Origin of the sequence: Paenibacillus terreus, assembly GCF_042138595.1 — a bacterium.
Lineage (GTDB): Bacteria > Bacillota > Bacilli > Paenibacillales > Paenibacillaceae > Paenibacillus > Paenibacillus terreus.
Map to the genome: position 1 here is coordinate 33376 of NZ_JBHIRX010000010.1, position 19856 is coordinate 53231.

Below are 19856 nucleotides of genomic sequence, written 5' to 3' on the forward strand. Positions count from 1 at the left end.
AGAGAGCCAGACTCTTGAATGTATGAGTTTATTCTTTCACCAGCCCACGAATAAAGGCCTCAAAGCTTGGCGCAAGCCGTGTGATTGCATAATTATTCGCCTTATCGACATGGACTACCTCCGGTTCACCATCATTACCGGATTCGCGGTAATCCAGCATGACTACCTCGGATTCGGAAGGGCAGTCACAGATGATCACGCCGAATTCAGGATATCCCTCCTGCTCAATTCTGAAGCGGCTGCCTGCTTCTCCGCACAGCGAATGCCTTTTCTCCCGTCCGATGCCCAGAATGCCGGAAATGATAATATGCTCATTCTCGCCTGAGCCCGGATCAGCCACAGGGAAGCTGCGGCTGTGTGGGATGCCCCCGTTATGCTGCTTCATCATCTGAACGTAGAAGGTCGGCAGCCTGAAGACGAGCTCTTCTTCCACAGAGGCTATCAGTTCATCGGTCGGCGGGGCCATCACGTATTGTCTAATCGCCAGATCACTGTCCTCCCAGAGGTCCGTAAAATCAACATCCGATTCCAACGCAGCTTCGGGTGTGCCATCGGCATAGGCACGTGCATGAACATCGGCAGGGTCTGGGGCAGCTTCTTCCTCCGGCCCCGGCAGCTTGTCCCTGATCAATTCCAGAAACTCCTGGATTTCCTCATCCCCTGGCTCCAACCGGTCAGCCGCTTCGAATGCGCGCAGAGCCTCTTCATACCGATCCAGATAGTAGTAGGCAAAGCCTATACGGTACTGCCACAGGGGGTCTACCTTCCCCTCCTCCGCCACGGACTGGAACTGCTCCACCGCTTCTTCGTAACGCTCCAGATTGTTCAACGCCCGCCCCAAATGGTTGACCAGCTCATAATCCCGTTCCTCCGCAGGAATCTCCACCACGGCGTTTACGATTTCCTCGAACTCATCCTCTTCATGCCACGCTTCCAGCTGTGGCAGCAGCTTGTCCCGCATCCACTCGGCCTCCTAGTTTCGTCCTTTTTTGAAATTGTAACATTTCCAGCAGTCTCTTCTCCAGCCTGAAAAGAATGTATATCCAGTTATTTATCTATATCCTGCTCTGATACCAAGCAAATTTGCATTGAAGCACCAGCAGCAGTTGAAAGAAATTAATGGTTCAATATCATACCGGAAGGCGTTATAATCTGCGGTGAGTGACAAAATTCTGAAAACAACGATGGGATCATGTGAACCACTCAAATTATTATAAACTGGGGAAAAACGATATGGCCTTCACCATTAGCCATTTAAAAGAAAACAGAAATGTTGTGATCAAGGAACAGCTTGGCGGTTTTCTAATGTGCCGTCCTCATCCGGAGCCCGCTGACTGGATATGCTAAGGGAAAAGTCCCCCGAATGTTCGAGTACGAACCTGTTAATTTTTCCGAGGTGGTGACATTTTTGAAAACAACTCGATCCTCATCCGCATTGGGAGAGTTCATCAAATCACGCAGGGAACGGCTGCAGCCTGAGGAAGCGGGGGTTGACCCGCTGCCGGGGCGGAGGCGCACCCCCGGGCTGCGCAGGGAGGAAGTGGCCTATCTCGCCAATATCAGTGTTACTTATTTTACATGGCTGGAGCAGGGCCGGGAAACAAACCCGTCACCAGAAGTGCTGCTCAATATCGGCAATGCGCTGCAGCTGGACGAGGATGAGCTGAAGCATTTGTTTGATCTGGCAAATGTCGACCCGGCGAGCGCAGGCGCTGAGTTGAATTGCGGAGATCCGGATACCGGATTTTTGCAAAATATTGTAGATCAGCTGCATTATCCTTCTTTCATCACGGATGCAGGCACAGATGTGATCGTCTGGAATCGGGCGGCAGAGCTGATAATAGCGGATTTCGGCAGTATGCCGGAGAGCGAGCGGTATATGATAAACATTACGTTTCTGCATCCGGAATACCGTGAACGACTGGTGAATTGGGAGGGCTTTGCCCGTTACACCGCAGCCGTGATGCGGGCTGGCTTCGACCGTTATAAAGAAAACAAGCTCTATATGGAACGGTTCGAACGCTTGAGACGGGAAAGTGAAGAGTTTAATTATTACTGGGACCTCTATGAAATCAAGCAAAAACGTGTCGCGACTTCATTATTCCGCCTTCCTGACGGGCAGGAGATGGAGTTCGCGATCCATTCCGCAGGTGTGATTGATAACAATCCGGACTTGCATTGGTGCTTCTTTGCTCCGGTACCCGGCACGGACACAGAAGAGAGGCTGCTGCGTCTGCTGGAAGAAGACTCACTGATCCAATAAGCAGTTCCTGTTGTCGGCTCCCTTTCGATTGCTTTTCTTTTCAGAAATCGTATGCTTAATATAGAAATAAATTTCCGAAAGGGGGCTTGGAGCGTGAAGGAGGACAGCCGGATTTTGGAGGGAGTTCCGCCGGAGCTAATCATGGATAAAAAAATTGCACCTGACCCTCGTCACATAGAGGATTGCGATATCAGCATCGGGGAAGCGATCCGCGTCCTTTCCGGGAAATGGAAGCTCTCGTTATTACATGAATTGGGTGGCCAGACCCGGCGGTTCAACGAGCTGCGGCGGGCACTTCCCGATATATCACAAAAAATGCTGACACAACAGCTCCGCGAGCTGGAAGAAGAGGGGCTGGTCAAACGGAATGTCATTCCGGATAACCCTCCTAAGGTGGAGTATTCCCTATCGGCATACGGGCAGACACTGAGGCCGCTGTTTGCCGTCATGCTTGACTGGGGTGCCAACCATCGCAGCCGTAAGGCCCAATCCGAAAAGCTCTCAGGAAAATCATCCTGAGAGCTTTTCGGATTGCTGCTTTATTTTTTCATCCACTACAGGCCCTTAGCCAGGCAGGCGAATGCCGGCTTAATACAGCTTCGCCTTTACCTCTTCCGTAAATGCGATCAATTCGTCTATTCGTCCATCGCGAATTTTATTTGCCCAGGCAGGATCGGCCAATAACGCCCTCCCAACAGCGACCAGGTCGAATTCTTCATCTTCCAGCCGTTCTACCAAGCCGGCGACCTGAGTCTTTTCTGTTCCATCGTCTTCCAGACCAACTGATCCGACGGCGATCACCGGTTTGCCTGTCAGTTTTTTGGTCCATCCGGCCAGATTCAGATCGGAGCCTTCGAACTCGGGCTGCCAGAAACGGCGGGTGGAGGCGTGGAACATATCGACTCCGGCTGCGGCCAAAGGAGTCAGGAATTGTTCCAGCTGTTCCGGCGTCTCAGCCAGCTTCGCTGTGTAGTCGCTCATCTTCCATTGCGAGATGCGCAGCACAATTGGGAATTCCGGCCCGACAGCAAGGCGGGAAGCTTCGATCACTTCCACCGCAAAGCGGGTCCGTCCACTCCAGTCGCCGCCGTAGCGGTCCGTGCGCGGATTGGTTTTTTCCCAGAAAAACTGATCGAGCAAAAAGCCGTGTGCGCCGTGGATCTCAATGCCGTCGAACCCGATCCGCTTGGCATCGGATGCCGCCCTGGCGAAGGCCTGGATGATGTCTGCGATATCCGCTTCCGAATAATCACCGACATGCCCCCTCGCTCCTATATGAGCAATCTGAGCTATGATTCGCCCGCCCGCTTCGTGTACCGCGGTCACCACATTGGCCCAGCTGCTTAATGCGGCTTCGCCGTAAATATGTGGTATGTTCTCCAAATTGGACGTATCCGGATGATCGATCAGCGTGCCCCCGGTCACGATCAGTCCGACGCCATTTTCCGCCCTGCGGCGATAATAGGCGGCCATATCCGGGACCGGCACACCATTCGGAGCAAACTCGCGGGTCATCGGCGCCATGACAATTCGGTTAGGCAATGTCAAATTTCCGATGGTGAACGGTTGGAACAGGGCTTGAACAGATGGGGAATAATTCATAAAAAAGCCTCCAGAAAAATGTATTTGATCCCGGAGGTTGACAACTCTACGTTGCTATTTCCAAGTTTGCGTATATGCATCCTTTTGCCTCCAAGTTTATGATTGATTCTAATCGCGAATAGTTCAACCCGGGTATGGTCCCAGTATAAAACCCGCATCAGACTCCCTCAAGGAGGCACTATTTCTTCATCTGGTAACACTCAGGTGACTTACTGCAGATTCTTTAGCAAGTAAACACAAACAAAAGTAATGCCCCAGGTACGCGAAAGGAGCTGACCATTGTCACTTGGCCAGCTCCTTGTCCTGTTTTTTAGGATTAATTAAACGGATAGTCTGCTACGACAACACCTTCAACCCAAGGACCGATGCTCTGCAGCAGCTGCAGATGAAGCGGATGCTGCCCATAATCCCGGCAGGCCTGCTGATCCTCGAACGTTACCCGAATGGCCAGGGAATAACCGTGCGTATTCTCTGTCTCTTCCGATACATTGATGCCGGCGCTAAGATCAACGATGCCCGGAATGGATGCTTTGAAGGAATTTACGGTTTTCAGAGCATCTTCATGGTTGAGGACCGTGCCGTTGTGCTCCTTGAATTTCAATAGAACGATATGTTCATACATGGTTTGCAGCCTCCCTGTCTATATTAGAAAAAAGTGAATCTTGATTTCATGCCTGCAGATCACATAACCTATTCTATATAGATTAAATATGATCAGGAAGAGATCCGATGATCCTGGGATTGCGAATCCCACTCTTCCTGTTGGGACAGGAGGCATGCCAGCATGGCCAATATTCCGCTGGACAGACACCAGGAATTAGCCCGTTTTTTGCGAATACGGCGGGAACGGATTACGCCCGGTCAGGTTGGGCTGCCGGACAACGGCCGCAGGCGTACTCCCGGACTTCGCCGGAGCGAAGTCGCCACGCTGGCCGACGTAGGGCTGGATTGGTATACCTACCTGGAGCAAGGCCGCCATATCAACGTCTCCGATGAAATTCTCGGGCGAATAGCCAAAGTGCTCATGCTGGATGCTCCGGAACGAAACTATCTGTTTTATCTGGCCCGCAAGCGTCCTCCTATAGAGGAAACAATACCGGCTTCCCAAGTTACTCCGGCCCTGCAGGGCTTTCTGGACAGCCTCGGAACTTCCCCGGCGAACGTCATGGACTCCCGCATGAACATCATTGCCTGGAACTCGGCCTACTGTGCCATCAACGGCGACCTTGCGGCCTTATCCGACCAAGAGCGGAACTTTGTATGGATGACCTTTGCATCCGATCGCTTCCGCTATATCAAAGGAGACGAATGGGAGCAGCATGCACGGCGAATTGCCGCTCAATTCCACGCCGGGTTTGCCCGGCACGTTGATGATCCGTGGTGGTCCGAACAATTTAATGCTTTATCCCAAATCAGTCCGGAGTTCCGTGAGTATTGGGAAGCTCATGATGTGCTGGATGCCATTGATGCGCCCAAGACGCTTCGGTGTCCCAACGCCGGCATGTTAAACTTTGATCTTGTGTCCTTTCAGTATCTTGAGGATCCAAGTTTGACGGTGTCCATACATGTTCCTCATCAGGATGGCACTATCGAAAAAATGCAGCGGCTGGTGAGCGACTATGAACTAAAGAGCAAGGAGCGGCATGCCCTCTCTACCTGATTAGCACCCGCTCCTGTTATAAATTCCCCATGTTTACGAAAATAACTCGATTATGATGTCATGATTACCGCTTCGGCCATCACATTAAATAACGGCAAGTTTACGGTTTACCATGGAAGCTGATCATCCATGTAAAAGAATCCGCCTGTCGGGCCGTCCTCAGGCAGTGTCGCCAGGCGAACCGCCGTTTTCGCTCCATCCTCCACGGACAGCTCTGCCTTTTCTCCGCCCATGCGGGTTTTGACAAGACCTGGGTGCACGGAATTGACCTTCAGGTTTGTGTCTTTCGTTTGTTGCGCCCAGTAGGCGGTCAGCATGTTCAATGCCGCCTTCGAAGCCGAATAAGCCGGGGTGCCGATCCGCTGCACAAGCTCATTGGAGAGCATGAACTGGATGGACCCCAAGGCGCTGCTTTGGTTGACGATTCTGCCCGCCTCACTCTTCAATAACAGCGGCAGCAATGCCTCTGTAATATAGAATGGCGCAAACGTGTTCACCTCAAACGTATCCCTGAACGCATCCCCGTTGTATTCCATTTTTTCCGCATGGATGCCCGCATTATTGACCAAAACATCCAATCGGCCGTAGGTATCTTCAATATATCGGGCCATCTCCGCGATATGGGCGGCATTCGTAACCTCAAGCTCTAAGCCAACCGCTTGCAGGCCTTCCTGTTTCAGCTCCGCCGCCGCCTCATCTGCTGCCGCTTTCGTGCGTGCGGTGACCAACACGGTCATGCCCTGTTGGCCCAACTGTCTTGCAACTTCCAATCCCAGCCCTTTGCTTGCACCAGTGATCAATGCGATTTTATTTGCCATGATTCCATTCCTCCTATTTTCGATTAAAAGCCTTCAAGAACCACTTTGCCGACCGTCCGGCCCGTTTCCAGCATGGCATGTGCCTTGCGCAAATTTTCCGCATTAATCGGCGCAAGCTTCTGAGCTGCGGTCGTCCGGATGACACCCTGATCCACAAGCCGTGCCACTTCATTCAGCAGCTTGTGCTGCTCGATCATGTCCGGAGTTTGAAACATGGAGCGGGTAAACATGAACTCCCATACAAATGTTGCGCTCTTGTTCATCAGCAGCGTCAGATTTAGCGCTTCATCGGTCTCCACGATGGAACAAATTTTACCCTGCGGCGCAATCGCTTCAGCCATGTTCTGCCAATGCTTCTCTGTGCTGTGGAGACAGAATATATAGTCCGCCTGATCGATCCCTAGCTCTTTAAGCTGCGGAACGAAGGGCTCGAAATGGTTGATGACGTAATCCGCGCCCAGCCCCTTCACCCACTCGGCGGATTCCGGACGGGAGGCCGTGCCGATCACCGTCAGCCCGGCGTATTTGGCCAGCTGAACAGCAATCGATCCGACACCTCCGCTGGCGCCGACAATCAGAACTTTCTTGCCGGCATTCCGGGATGGATCCATCGACACACCCAGCCGGTCAAACAGTCCCTCCCAGGCCGTAATGGAGGTCAGCGGCAGTGCCGCTGCCTGTGCAAAATCGACGCTGGATGGCTTCGTACCCACGATCCGCTCATCAATGAGGTGAAACTCGCTGTTTCCTCCAGGACGCACAATACTTCCGGCGTAAAAGACCTCATCGCCCGGTTTAAACAAGGTGCTGTCCGGTCCGACCTGCTCGACTACCCCCGCGACGTCCCAGCCGAGTACTTTAAGTTCGCTCTCGACCCGATCCTTCGGGGACCGCACTTTGTAATCTACCGGGTTTACAGAGATGGCCTTTACCTTCACCAGCAAATCCTTACCCGTAGGAACCGGCTTTTCCACCTCGGCGTCAATGAGACTCTCCGGATGATCTACCGGCAAATACTTGAACAGTCCTACTGCTTTCATGGTTTCTTTTGTCATGGGGAATCTCTCCTTTGTATTCATGCTTTTTTTGAGAATGATCATTCTAATAAGTATAAGAAAAACGTCTATCGACGTTAATTCACAGAAGACAGACCGCGTTAAGCGGTAGTTTTTCTTGCAATATCAGGAATCTTATTCCAGGAAGCTTATACTCCCTGATATCTAAAAAAGAATAAGTTAGCCGTCTTGTGGCTCCAAAATATGCATTGTGAATTCGGCAATCCGCCAAAGCTTCTCTTTCGGAACCGACGTCCGCGCCATGACTCTAATCCCCGTCACAGCATTATGAAGATACTCTGCCAATTCCGTGGCTTCGTATTTTTTTGTAAATTCGCCTGATTGCTGTCCCCAGGATACGATTCCCGCAAACAACCGTTCTGTATCTGTAAATGCTTTTATAGCCTTTGCGTCAACGTCCGCATCCCGCATCGCCATTTCGACAGCCGAATTTACACACATGCAGCCTGGCGGCGAATCCTCCTCACCGTTAATGATGAAGCTGAACACGAACCGGAGTGCTTCCCTTGCCGACTCGGACTGCTTAACCCCCGCCACCAATCTGGTATCGATTCGCTCTCTGAACCGATCCATCGCCTTGAGGAACAAGGTGTGCTTGTCGGTAAAGGTATCGTAGAGGCTTCTGCGATGAATTCCCATACGCTCAACAAGATCATTCATCGAAGTCTTCTCGTATCCTTGCTCCCAGAACAGCTTCATGGCCTTTTCCAAAACTTCATTCTCTTCAAATTCTTTACTTCTGGCCATTTCATTTCCCTCCTGAAGGGATCATAGCATACTTGAGAACAATCAGTAAAGAATTATTTTTACCGATCGTTCTCAAATGAGTGAAGACATATCTTGATTGATTCCAAGCAGCTCGTACGATCCAGTAAAAAAGGCAGGACTCTCATCAATGAGCGCCCTGCCTCTGGGTTGTGGTAGAACATGTTCGTTTCACCAACGATTCTCGTTGTTAGAAGGCCCAGGGGCTCTAGCGTCCGGAATCTCAAACGACATGGTTGTCCCTTCGCCGCGTTGACTTACGATAGATAATCCCCGCCCGTATAACTGTTTTAATCTCCGATTCGTATTGACGATGCCGATGCCGCCTTTTTCACTAACCGCGGCGCTTAGCAGCCTATTCACCTGCTCCTGCTCCATCCCTTTTCCGTTATCGATGACTTCAACAAGAGTACTGTCGTTCCGACGTGTAATGGAAATACGAACTGTCCCGCCTGCCTGCTGGCTCAAGAGGCCGTGGTTTACGGCATTTTCCACCAAGGGCTGAATCGTAAGCGGAGGGAGATACAAGCGGATGTCCGGCTCCACCTCCCATTCAATGGACAGCCGATCACCAAACCGCACTTTTTCGATATACAGATAGGCTTTGACTAGCTCCAGCTCATGGGATAGCTCAACCAGTCTGCCCGTATTGAGAGAATTAAAGCTGATCCGCAAATAGGAAGCAAAGGCCTCGCCCAGTTTGATCATCCTGTCCGTATCGATCTCACCTAACGCCATTAGCGAATTGAGCGTGTTAAACAGAAAATGCGGCTGGATCTGCGCCTGTAAATAAGCCGCTTCCATACGCAGCCGCTCATGAACGGATTGCCTTAATGTGACCAAGGCTCGAATTCGGTATCTCAGCTCCAACGCATCTACAGGCTTGGTGACATAATCACTCGCTCCCACCGAGAAGCCTGTGTAAATGTCGGCCTGCTGGCTGCGGGCAGTAAGCAGCAGAATGGGAAGCTCCGACACGGGGAACTGCTCCCTTACTTTCAGGGTCAATTCATATCCGGACATGTTCGGCATCATCACATCGGCGATGAGCAGATCCCACTGCTGCGTGCCCAGCAGTTCCAACGCTTCCTGACCGGATTGCGCCGTCACGACGGCATAAGGCTCTGTCGACAGAATGCTGATCAGCACTTTCAGGTTGATCGGATCATCGTCAACAGCAAGGATACGTGCCCTGCTCTCTTCCAGGAGCGGCGGGGACATCGCTGCGGAGGCCTCCTTGTCCCCAACGGTCACATCGGACAATAGAAAACCTGCAGTCGTCTCATCTCCTCTTGCCATCTCCTGCTCTGCAGAAATAGACGTTTGCTGCATGGAAAGAGCAGGCTCATTCGCCACAGGCAGATCAAAGCTGAAAACAGACCCTCGGCCTGGCTCGGAGTGAACCGTCAAAGCGCCGTCGTGCAGCTCAATGAGCTGCTTGCTGATGCTTAGCCCCAATCCGATTCCCTGACCGTCATTGACGCCATAGGCACCACGCTCATAGGGAAGGAAGACACGTGCACGGGTTGCTTCATCCATGCCTATCCCGGTATCGGCGACATGTACATGTACCCGGCCCTCCTTTATATCGGCCGACACGGAGACCGTCCCCTCTTCCGTATATTTCAGCGCGTTGTGCAGCAAATTATAAAACACCTGCACCAGCCTCTTTTCATCGGCCAGAACGGGAGGTATTTCGTCCGGTATGTCCATATGCAGGCTGACGGGCTTGGTTTCCGCCATATACTGCAGCATGGAGATGATGCCTGGTACGATGGACTGTATTTTCAGGGATTCCTTCTGCAGCACAAGCCGATGCTCTTTAAGCCGGACCACATCGAGCAGATCACCAAGCAAATGGGACATCCGCCTGCTGATCGTAATAAGCAGCTGCATATCATCAAGACTGTTTTTCTCCAGCCTGTCTTTTTCTTTGGTAACCACATGATGGGCGATATTCATAATGCCGTGCAGCGGAGTCCGCAGCTCATGCGAGGTATTGGCCAAAAATTGGTCCTTGATCCTGTCGGCCTCTTTCAGCTTCTCGTTCAGTTCCATATTTTCCCTGGATTGCCGGAAGTATTGCTTGAACCAATACGAGGCAAAACCGATAATCGCGATAGCCAGGTCAACCGGATAATAAACGGTGGTTACGTCACTGACTGCCTCGGCCGTACTCCAGATAAAATTGGAAATGATACCTGCCGATGTCAGCAGCAGGAAGATCATGTCCTGATCCGTCTGCTGCTTGAAGACCATCATTCCTATAATATAAAGGAACCAGGCAAACGCCGTGAAGTAGAGAACGTAAAACAAGCCGGAAAGCACAATGCCATCCACGTAAGCGAACGGTATGATCAGCAGCAGAACCGTGAAGCCTATGTTTGCCGCCAAAAATATACGCAGCCATCCATTATGGAAATAGACTGGCATGAATTTTTTGAACAGCAGAAGAGTCAATGGCATTTGCCATAGCATGCTGATCCATTTGATTTTGATCGCCCATGTGTAATGGATCATCGGAAACCACGTCAGCAGCACGGTATCGTAGTTGCTTAGCACCACAAAGCTGGTGATCAGGAGCAGCAGCCCTGTAATCAGCAATGTCTTCTCTTTCGGATTGAACGCATAAATAATGAAAGCATATACTTCATGAAGCAGCAGCACCAAAAAAATAAACAGCTGTAACCCGATGGAGTTCCAGCGGACAATGTCAATGGAGGCTTGGGAGCCAAAGCGCACAGGGTTGATGATTCCACCCTTGTTGGGATTGTCGAAGTTGGCCACACGGACCTGTACATCGATCTCGGTAGTTCCCTTTATATCATAGGTTGTCGTATATGAGACACTTTTGGGGGCATATTCCTGCTTGGAGGCTGCCACCCTACCGATACTTCCCGCCATTTCTTCGTTGATTTCAACTTCAGATGCCGTCGTAACCCCTCTGAACCAGAGACCGATGGGCTCCTGCAGCGGATCCATCAAAATTCGCAGCCGGTACGTTCCGTATCCGATGGAGCTCCCGGTATCCGGGTGAAGCGCATCTCCCCAATCTCCCGGAACGGTGATATTAACAGGGTCCGGCCCTTGCTCGGGCGGTTCTTTTCCGGTGTTAAGTGCTCCAGGGTAGAACTTCCACGCTCCATTCAAATAGAAGGGGGGAGACTTATCCAGATCCGTTCCGCGGAGGTCAAGTACACCGTCAATGGCACGAGGGTGATTCATAACAGGGAATATCTCGGACCACAGCCACCGCATTCCCGTCAGAGCGCCCAAGATCAGAAGCAGGATCAATATATATTGGGTTCGGGTCTTTTTTTCTGTTCGCATATAAACAAAATTCGACACGAACGAGAGAGACTCCTTTATGGCAAAGAAAGGAGCATGCCGCAGTAGCCCCTTTCCTCGTTGCTTATTATACGTTTTTAACTAAAGACCGTTTTTTTCTCGCTCAGACCAAGCGCCTGTGCCGTTGCCGTATGAATTTCATGGAAAAGTTCAGGGTTTTCCGTCAGTGACACGCCATAAGATGGAATCATTTCTTTTATTTTCGGCTCCCACTGTTTCATATGCTGCGGGAAGCATCTTTCCATTACCTCAAGCATCACGTTCACGGCAGTAGAAGCCCCCGGTGAAGCACCCAGCAGTGCAGCCACTGAACCGTCTGCGGCAGTAACCACTTCCGTACCAAATTGCAGGGTCCCTCTGCCGGTGGCTGTGTCCTTGATCACCTGCACACGCTGACCTGCTACTACGATGCTCCAATCCTCGCTTTTGGCCGTCGGGATAAACTCGCGCAATTCCTCCATCCGCTGTTCATTCGATAACATAACCTGCTGGATCAGGTATTTGGTTAATGCCATCTCTTTAACACCGGCCGCCAGCATCGTGAGGAGATTATCCGGTTTTACAGAGAGGATCAAATCCAAATTGGAGCCTGTTTTCAAGAACTTGGGTGAGAAGCCGGCAAACGGTCCGAACAGCAATGCCTTTTTATTGCCGATATATCTTGTATCCAGATGCGGTACAGACATTGGAGGGGCGCCCAGCTTGGCTTTGCCGTATACCTTGGCATGATGCCGCGCCACCACCTCCGGATTATTACAGACCATAAACAGCCCGCTTACCGGGAATCCTCCAATATGCTTTGACTCGGGAATCCCGGTTTTTTGCAATAAAGGCAGACTTCCGCCCCCGCCGCCGATAAAGACGAATCTGGCCGTATGGTATTCGGTTTTCCCGCTGTCAATATCATGCACCTTCACTTTCCACAGACCGTCATCGGTACGCTTGATATCCTTGACACTATGCTTGTAGTTGACTTCGACGTTTTTGCTCTTTAAGTGATCGAACAATATGCGTGTCAAAGCGCCAAAATTGACATCCGTTCCGGAGTCGATTTTGGTGGCCGCTATCGGTTCATTGGATGTACGGTCTTCCATGATCAACGGAATCCATTCCTTCAGCTTGTCAGGATCTTCGGAAAATTCCATACCCTGGAACAGGGGATTTTTTGATAGCGCTTTAAATCTTTTCTTCAAAAAATTTACATCTTTTTCACCTTGCACCATACTCATATGAGGGATGGGCATGATAAATTCCTGCGGATTAGGAATTACACTGCTTTTAACAAGATAAGACCAGAACTGTCTGGAAAGCTGAAACTGTTCATTAATGCTTACAGCTTTGCTGATATCTATAGATCCGTCAGATTTCTCGGACGTATAGTTAAGCTCGCACAGGGCGGCATGGCCCGTACCTGCATTATTCCATTCGTTAGAGCTTTCTTCTCCTGCGCCTGCCAGTTTCTCAAACACTTTGATTTCCCACGCGGGCGCCAACTCTTTCAGTATGGATCCCAAAGTTGCGCTCATGACTCCTGCACCAATTAAGATAACGTCTGTTTTTATCTGTATGCTGCTCATTACAACCCTTCCTTATCGCCTATATTTGGAAAAAAGGGTAGACGCTCCGGCTTAACTGTTACAAAAAGCAAGGCGCCACCTAGGAACACACTAAATCTTTCTTAATTATAAACTATTTAAATGTGGTTAAAAAGTGACAATTCCGATCCAATCCCTCGGAGCATGCAAAAATCATGCCAAAATGCAAAAAGGCCCCAGCCGGAAATGACCGTCTAAGACCTGACAAACTGCCTGAAGCGAAAAAGTTACTGGTTGATTTGACCGCCATCCACGGTATAGATGGACTGAGACACGTATGAAGCGTCATCGGAGAGCAGGAAGACAGCCACATTCGCCACTTCCTCAGCTTCACCGTACCGCCCCATCGGAACTGCAGCACCAAATGCCTTTCTTGCGCCTTCCGCATCCTCAGGAACCGTATTTTTCTCAATTTGACGCATCATGCGGGTATTAATGACCCCGGGCGCAACGGCATTCACTCTTACACCATGAGGGGCGGCTTCCAGTGCCACGACCTTGGTCATTCCGATGACCGCATGCTTGGAGCTGTTATAGGCCACAAATCCGGGTGAACCGATTAACCCTGCACCAGAGGAGGTATTCACAATGCTTCCGTATCCTTGCTTTTTCATCACAGGAACGACGTATTTCAGTCCAAGGAAAGCTCCCTTAACATTGACGCTCATGACGAGATCAAAGGTTTCTTTCGGATAATCCTCTACATTTGCAGTCGTTCCTTCAACGCCCGCATTGTTAAAGAAACCGTCGATTTTGCCAAACTTTTCAACCGCTGCATCTACATATGCTTTGACCTCTTCTTCTTTTGCGACATTGGCCTGGAGAGCCAGGGCTCTGGAATCATCAAGGCCCAACTCGGAGATGACCTGCTTGACAGCATCCAAATTCAAGTCGACCAAAGCGAGGCTGGCCCCCTGCTCTGCCAGCTTTTTCGCCGTTGCTTTTCCGATTCCGCCAGCCGCGCCGGTAATGATAACTACTTTTCCGTCAAATTTGCTCATTTGTAACACCCTCGCTTATATGGATTTTTAGTTTGGATTATTGGGCTGTATATCCGCCGTCAACGATCAGACTGCTTCCTGTCATATAAGAGGAATCATCACTTGCCAGGAACAGCACGGCTGTTGCCATTTCATCGGCTTGTCCAAGACGTTTCATGGGCGTGATTGCGGCCAATTCCTGTTTGCTCTCCTCCGGAATAATCGGCGTATCGATGAAGCCTGGGCATAATGCGTTGATGCGGATATTTTGTCCCGCATATTCAAGCGCAAGTGAACGCGTCAGGTTCACGACACCGCCTTTGGCCGCATTATAAGCAGCCGAGCCCGGCGAACCAACCCAACCGTACATGGAGGCGGTATTCACAATCGTGCCTCCGCCCGTTCTCAGCATTTCACGGATCGCTTCACGGGCCACCAGGAATACACCATCCAGGTCAACGTTTACGGTATTGCGCCATTCGGCGTAATCCAGATCATGCGAAGAATGAACGCGCCCGATCCCCGCATTGTTGAACACGATATCCACCTTACCGAATGCTTCAACGGCTTGTTTGAAGATATGAGCAACTTCTTCTTCACTGGTTATGTTTGCTTTTATAAACAGGGCGTCTGCATTGAGCGCTTTCAATTCCGCTTCAAACGCCTTTCCTTTGTCTTCATTCAAGTCTACAAGAACGACTTTGGCTCCTTCCGCAACGAACAAACGTGCTGTTGCCGCACCGATACCGGAAGCTCCACCCGTAATCAAAGCGACCTTGTCTTGCAGTTTTCCCATAACGGATTCCTCCAGTATAATAGCTAAATGGAACTACTTTTCAACCAAGAAAATCTCAGGGTTGAAAATTGTCCTTTTTTGTTCACAATTTAATTTTACTACTCTGTCTGTCGTTAACAATCATTAAGATACCGCTAAATGTCTAATTAATAGACACTTGGGGCACAAATGTCTTTTCGGAGGAGCTTTTCTCATGCATGATGAACATAACGTGACAACTCAACGCCGAAACCGGACAAAAGAACATTTCAAGCTGGCTTTCATCAAGCTCATCAAAGAGAAGGGCTACCATTCCGTGACGGTAAAAGATATCGTCGATGCCGCCGCTTATAACCGCAGTACCTTCTATGTACAGTACCAGGACAAAATGGAACTTGCTGAGGATCTGCTTGCCTCCATGCTCGAAGGGCTGGAAGAAGCGGTCGGCAAACCCTACGTCCCCGGGGACAAAGTATATACGTCAAAGCTGGATGTGCCCTCTTTTAATATCGTGTCGTACATCTACGGACACCGGGATTTCTTCGAGCTGATCAAGTATGAGGACACTTTACCGGGTCTGCATACAGGATTCCCGCAAACGATCCTGAAAATTTACAAGGAACAATTTAAATTCGAAACGATCAATGACATCCCCGTCAATATGGAATATTTCAAACGCTACACAGCCTACGGCTTTTACGGGCTTATCTTGAACTGGATCCAAAGTGATTTCAAACCGTCTCAGGAGGAATTTATCAGGGAAGTCATTGATTTGACGAAAACGCATATTTACTCGTTTGAGTTTATCGGGAAATAGCTGTTCAAGGCTGTTCCATGAAAAGTTCAGGCGAGGCTGAAAACAAGTGAAGGGCCACCCGCTTCGGGGCAGCCCTTTCTGACAGTAAAAAAGAAAAGTTCTCTATTGAATAACCTGTTCAATGTATTCTTTAAATTCCTGCATGGTTGTGAACAGCTGATCGGGCTGAAGTGACCTCAGCAGTTCCGGATCGGCCGTCTCCGCCCATGCGGCGGATACAATGGGAACTCCCGCTTCTCTCGATGCTTCAATATCGCTTGGAACATCTCCTACGTACACACTTTCTGCTGGCTTGATACCTAGCTGCTCCAACACGTTTCGGATCCCCTGCACCTTTCTAGGCCCTTCCGGAGACCCGGTTTCAATCACGTCGAAATAGGAGCGAATACCGAAAATGTCCAGCGTAACCTCTGCGCTTCGCGCTCCCTTCCCTGTAACCATGGCCAGCCTTATATTTCGGCTTTTGGCGTGATCGAGCACCTCGGTGATACCCTCAAACGGAGCACCGCACATCCCATGCAAATCACGGTAATGGTGCAAATAATCCTCAATCCCCTGATCATAGTGGGCCGGAATCAAAGCCCGGATCGTTCCCTCTTCCGAAGGGCCAAACGTATCGATAATTTCCTGGTCGCTCAGCACTCTGCCGGCCAGTGGTTCAATCGCTTTCTTGAAAGCGGCGATGCACAAAGGCAGTGTATTTCCAAGTGTCCCGTCAAGGTCAAAAATAATGCATTTCAGCATGTTTATTCTCCCCTCTCTTTTTATTCAGGCTGATTCAGTCTCTTCAAACAAACGTCTGTCCTCTTTATGATAAGTCAGCACTGTTAACGCAAGACCAATTTAATTTATGAAATGCATTTCATGTCAAGGCCTTTCATTTTGATATACTAATAGCAACTTGATTGGGATCGGGGAAAGGGAGAGAGGGTTATGGCGAATATCAAAGACATCGCAAAGCTGGCAGGAGTGTCGGTCACGACGGTATCACGTGTAATCAACGGCCACCCTTACGTAAGCGAAGAAAAAAGAGAAGCTGTTATGCGTGTTATGGGGGAAACGAACTATGAGCGGAACATCAATGCCGTTCATTTAATCAAGGGAAAAACCAATCTTGTAGGCGTCATGGTTCCGTCTATCAAAAGACCCTATTTCGGCCTTGTCGTCGAAGGAATCGCCGAGGAAGCCTTGAAGGGCAACTATAAACTGGTGCTCATCCAGACCAATTATGAAGAAGAACGGGAGCTGGAAGCTTTAATGATGCTGAGGCTCAAACAAATAGATGCCCTCATTATTTGCTCGAAAATCAGTGATTGGGACATTGTGGAGGAGTTTGCCGCTTATGGTCCGATCATCGCATTCGAGGATGCAAGGGGCCACAACGTGTCTTCCATTTTTATCGATCATTACAAAGGTTTTATAGAGGCGCTCACGTACTTGAGCGGTAAGGGTCACCGTAAAATCGGCTACTGCCTCGCCAGAAAATCCGGTACAAGCAGCAAGCAAAGAGAAGCGGCGTACAGAGATTTTTTGAAAAGCTTGGCCGAGCCCTTTGATCCCGATTGCGCATTTTATGACGCCATTCATTTCGAAGATGGTGAATGGATTGTGGAACGGTTGATGACAATGCAGGACCCGCCAACCGCGCTGCTCGTGACAAGCGACCAGGTCGCGGCCGGCATTCTGGCATGCTGCAACGAACGAAATCTTGAGGTACCCTCCAAGCTTGCCATCGTCAGCTTTGATAACCAACCGATAGCCAAAGTGCTGAATATCACAACCTTTGCCATTCCTTTAACGGAAATCGGGAGAGATTTGTTCCGCAAAATAATGACCGGGGAATTCGATCAGCAGGAGATACCGGTGAAGCTGATTGAGCGGTTGACGGTTTGAGCAACCTAAAAATCCACCTCAATCCCCAATCCATACCCATCCGATAACGTAATATGCGGCCCGTCGGAGGTAAATCCACCCTTGACCTGATCATTCTCTTTAAAATGCAGAAAACTGTCCAAATCCCCGTAAATAAAATTGGATCTGGAGGCCACTAGGGCTGCTCCTGCGGCAATGCCGAGTCGGCTCTCCATCATACAGCCGAGCATGCAGCGGATGCCGCTGGCTTCTGCGATGGCGTTGATTTGTAAAGCTCTGTAAAGACCGCCGCATTTCATCAATTTAATATTGATGAGATCAACCGCGTCTTTCTTGATCAGTTTTATCGCATCCTGGGGAGTAAAGCAGCTTTCATCTGCCATGATGCTCACAGGTGATTTGGAGCGGATAAAGCTGAGCCCATCCATGTCCCAATGGGGAACCGGCTGTTCTACCGCCTCCACGCCATATTCGGCAAAACGTTGCATCACCCGAATCGCGTCTCCGACAGACCAGCCTTGATTGGCATCCACTTTCAAGTGAATCGATTTTCCGACCGCTTCCCTGATTTGCCGGACCGCCTCAATATCATCGTCCGGGTTCATTCCCGCTTTGACTTTAATATGCAGAAAGCCCTGTTTTACAATTTTAACGGCTTCCTTGGCCATCTCTTCCGGAGTGCCAATCCCTATCGTCATATCCGTTTCCATTTGCTTGGCTATGCCGCCAAGCAGGCGATATAGGGGCAATTTTGCATATTTCCCCATAATATCGTAAAGGGCAAGATCAATGGCCGCCTTGGCGGAAGCATTATGAACAAGTGTCTTGTCCATCACCCTATGGATAGTATCAATGCTGAATGCGTCCAATCCGAGTAATTCTTTTTTCAATATGCCGATCGCTTGGATGATCGTGTCGACCGATTCACCGGTCACAAAGGTTACCCCGGTTCCTTCACCGTAGCCTATAAGACCTTCATCTGTCTCAATCTTCACGATGACCGTTTCACAATAATCAATCGTGCCTATGGCAATGACGACCAGCTGATATAATTCCAGCTTTACTTTTTTCGCTGTAATATCTTTGATTTTCACCTTATCCTCCTCTCTTATCCGTTTTGCAAATGTGGATGAATATTTCCCAATACGGCAAGTAACTTTGCTTCTTGTGTTCCGGGGTTATATAGCAAATGGGGCACGTTTTTCTTAATATAAATGCTGTCCCCTTCCTCAAGACGATAGGTTCGTTTGTCCGTTCGATATTCGATGCACCCTTCGAGAACATGGCAGAATTCCTCAAAATCATGGGTGACCATTTCATCATAGTCCGTCTTGTGTGCATCGATCTTCACGAGCACGACTGACATATCCGGTTTGTCCCCATTCTTTAACCGAACAGGCGTCAGCAGCTGATATTTGGCATGTGCCTGTGCAAACGTCTGCTCTACCGCATCGTTCACAGTTGTAATCAGAACATCCGACGGCGTGTCATATTCCAATAGAAAGAGCAGTTCAACATCCAATGCCTGGGCGAGCTTTCTAAGCACAGATAGTGAAGGCTCCGCCAAGTTACGCTCAATTTGCGAAATATAGGCAGGGGTTACACCAGTCAAATCCGCCAATGCAGTGGAAGAAAGCTGTTTTTCCCGTCTTAAATCTCTGATTTTTCTCCCATTTAGCTTAAATGAAACTTCCTTGCTGCTAATCGCGTTAACCTCCTATGACAGATCTGACAACCCATAGAATAACAGCCGGAGCTTCGCCCGGATTAACAAGATGATGTCCCGTTTTTCTCGGGATAAATATGCTGCCGCCTTGTTCAATCCGTACACTGTCATTTCCGTGCCGATATTCAAGCTGCCCTTCCATGACATAGATGCATTCGTCCGTATTCGTAGATAAATCCTCTGTAGAGATACGTTCACGGGGAGGGATCTCCAAACGGATTACCTCCATTTCCGGAGGCTCGCTGCTTCTCCATGCCATAGGGGTTAAAACCTCACATTGCCCGGCAAGGTTCATGAATTTGATTTTAGGTCTCTCATTCTTGCGAAGTACGATCACATCTTCAGTTGAATCCTCCATAAAAAGCATCGGTGCCGGAATACCCAGCTTGTCCGAAAGATCCCTGAGCACTGCAAGAGAAGGCTCCTGCCTGTTCTTTTCCAGGTTGGAAAGATAACCTGTCGTGACCCCAGTCTGCGCTGCCAGCTCAGCCAACGTAAGTTTTTTGTTTTTTCTCGCTTCCCGCAGTATATCTCCCAGCATCATGTGTGTCCTTTATTG

Annotated in this window: 19 protein-coding genes; 5 read left to right on the plus strand and 14 right to left on the minus strand. The window is 49.7% G+C overall.

The annotated features are described in order from the left end of the window. Window positions 1–28: 28 nt before the first annotated feature. Entirely contained in the window at window positions 29–961 is a 933-nt protein-coding gene (locus ACE5KN_RS18045) for an SMI1/KNR4 family protein (RefSeq protein WP_375526066.1), read from the minus strand. A 447-nt stretch (window positions 962–1408) separates the two neighbouring features. Between ACE5KN_RS18045 and ACE5KN_RS18050 the strand changes: the two genes are divergently transcribed. Both ACE5KN_RS18050 and ACE5KN_RS18055 read left to right on the plus strand, forming a co-directional pair. After that, the gene (locus tag ACE5KN_RS18050) at window positions 1409–2263 is read left to right on the plus strand and encodes a helix-turn-helix transcriptional regulator (protein WP_375526065.1); all 855 of its coding nucleotides are present in this window, start codon (window positions 1409–1411) and stop codon (window positions 2261–2263) included. 93 nt (window positions 2264–2356) lie between these two features. Beyond that, on the plus strand, window positions 2357–2782 hold the full coding sequence (locus ACE5KN_RS18055) for a winged helix-turn-helix transcriptional regulator (protein ID WP_375526064.1): 426 nt from the start codon (window positions 2357–2359) through the stop codon (window positions 2780–2782). A 69-nt stretch (window positions 2783–2851) separates the two neighbouring features. On the opposite strand, the gene ACE5KN_RS18060 is transcribed toward ACE5KN_RS18055, so the two are convergent. Further along, complete coding sequence (locus ACE5KN_RS18060) at window positions 2852–3865, minus strand: NADH:flavin oxidoreductase (protein WP_375526063.1); 1014 nt, start codon at window positions 3863–3865, stop codon at window positions 2852–2854. A 316-nt stretch (window positions 3866–4181) separates the two neighbouring features. Beyond that, window positions 4182–4487 carry a Dabb family protein gene (locus tag ACE5KN_RS18065; RefSeq protein WP_375526062.1) on the minus strand — a complete coding sequence of 102 codons (306 nt, stop codon included), beginning with the start codon at window positions 4485–4487 and terminating at the stop codon, window positions 4182–4184. Window positions 4488–4649: 162 nt separating this feature from the next. Here ACE5KN_RS18065 and ACE5KN_RS18070 point away from each other — a divergent pair, with 162 nt between their 5' ends. Then, complete coding sequence (locus ACE5KN_RS18070; RefSeq protein WP_375526061.1) at window positions 4650–5525, plus strand: helix-turn-helix transcriptional regulator; 876 nt, start codon at window positions 4650–4652, stop codon at window positions 5523–5525. Window positions 5526–5632: 107 nt separating this feature from the next. On the opposite strand, the gene ACE5KN_RS18075 is transcribed toward ACE5KN_RS18070, so the two are convergent. The 7 genes from ACE5KN_RS18075 to ACE5KN_RS18105 form a co-directional block, all read right to left on the minus strand. Next, window positions 5633–6343: an SDR family oxidoreductase gene (locus tag ACE5KN_RS18075; protein ID WP_375526060.1), complete on the minus strand. Its 711-nt coding sequence runs from the start codon at window positions 6341–6343 to the stop codon at window positions 5633–5635. A gap of 23 nt (window positions 6344–6366) precedes the next feature. Further along, on the minus strand, window positions 6367–7398 hold the full coding sequence (locus tag ACE5KN_RS18080; protein WP_375526059.1) for a zinc-binding alcohol dehydrogenase family protein: 1032 nt from the start codon (window positions 7396–7398) through the stop codon (window positions 6367–6369). 180 nt (window positions 7399–7578) lie between these two features. Then, window positions 7579–8166, minus strand: a complete 588-nt coding sequence (locus ACE5KN_RS18085; protein WP_375526058.1) for a TetR/AcrR family transcriptional regulator — start codon at window positions 8164–8166, stop codon at window positions 7579–7581. 189 nt (window positions 8167–8355) lie between these two features. Further along, entirely contained in the window at window positions 8356–11409 is a 3054-nt protein-coding gene (locus tag ACE5KN_RS18090; RefSeq protein WP_375526057.1) for a hybrid sensor histidine kinase/response regulator, read from the minus strand. Window positions 11410–11609: 200 nt separating this feature from the next. Then, window positions 11610–13109 carry a malate:quinone oxidoreductase gene (locus tag ACE5KN_RS18095; RefSeq protein WP_375526056.1) on the minus strand — a complete coding sequence of 500 codons (1500 nt, stop codon included), beginning with the start codon at window positions 13107–13109 and terminating at the stop codon, window positions 11610–11612. A 245-nt stretch (window positions 13110–13354) separates the two neighbouring features. Then, complete coding sequence (locus ACE5KN_RS18100) at window positions 13355–14128, minus strand: SDR family NAD(P)-dependent oxidoreductase (RefSeq protein ID WP_375526055.1); 774 nt, start codon at window positions 14126–14128, stop codon at window positions 13355–13357. A gap of 37 nt (window positions 14129–14165) precedes the next feature. Continuing rightward, window positions 14166–14903, minus strand: a complete 738-nt coding sequence (locus ACE5KN_RS18105) for an SDR family NAD(P)-dependent oxidoreductase (RefSeq protein ID WP_375526054.1) — start codon at window positions 14901–14903, stop codon at window positions 14166–14168. A gap of 193 nt (window positions 14904–15096) precedes the next feature. Between ACE5KN_RS18105 and ACE5KN_RS18110 the strand changes: the two genes are divergently transcribed. Beyond that, complete coding sequence (locus tag ACE5KN_RS18110) at window positions 15097–15699, plus strand: TetR/AcrR family transcriptional regulator (RefSeq protein WP_375526053.1); 603 nt, start codon at window positions 15097–15099, stop codon at window positions 15697–15699. A 102-nt stretch (window positions 15700–15801) separates the two neighbouring features. Here ACE5KN_RS18110 and ACE5KN_RS18115 read toward each other — a convergent pair whose 3' ends face one another. Further along, window positions 15802–16443 (minus strand): HAD family hydrolase, encoded by a 642-nt coding sequence (locus ACE5KN_RS18115; RefSeq protein ID WP_375526052.1) that lies wholly within the window; start codon window positions 16441–16443, stop codon window positions 15802–15804. A 189-nt stretch (window positions 16444–16632) separates the two neighbouring features. Here ACE5KN_RS18115 and ACE5KN_RS18120 point away from each other — a divergent pair, with 189 nt between their 5' ends. After that, a complete protein-coding gene (locus tag ACE5KN_RS18120; protein ID WP_375526051.1) occupies window positions 16633–17592 on the plus strand; it encodes a LacI family DNA-binding transcriptional regulator in 960 nt (319 codons plus the stop codon). 5 nt (window positions 17593–17597) lie between these two features. Here the strand turns inward: ACE5KN_RS18120 and ACE5KN_RS18125 are convergent, their stop codons facing one another. From ACE5KN_RS18125 to ACE5KN_RS18135, 3 genes are read right to left on the minus strand one after another with little or no spacing between them, the layout of a single operon-like run. Next, a complete protein-coding gene (locus ACE5KN_RS18125) occupies window positions 17598–18665 on the minus strand; it encodes a mandelate racemase/muconate lactonizing enzyme family protein (RefSeq protein ID WP_375526050.1) in 1068 nt (355 codons plus the stop codon). Window positions 18666–18679: 14 nt separating this feature from the next. Beyond that, window positions 18680–19276: a helix-turn-helix domain-containing protein gene (locus ACE5KN_RS18130; RefSeq protein WP_375533126.1), complete on the minus strand. Its 597-nt coding sequence runs from the start codon at window positions 19274–19276 to the stop codon at window positions 18680–18682. A 4-nt stretch (window positions 19277–19280) separates the two neighbouring features. Then, entirely contained in the window at window positions 19281–19838 is a 558-nt protein-coding gene (locus tag ACE5KN_RS18135; RefSeq protein WP_375526106.1) for a helix-turn-helix domain-containing protein, read from the minus strand. Window positions 19839–19856: the final 18 nt, after the last annotated feature.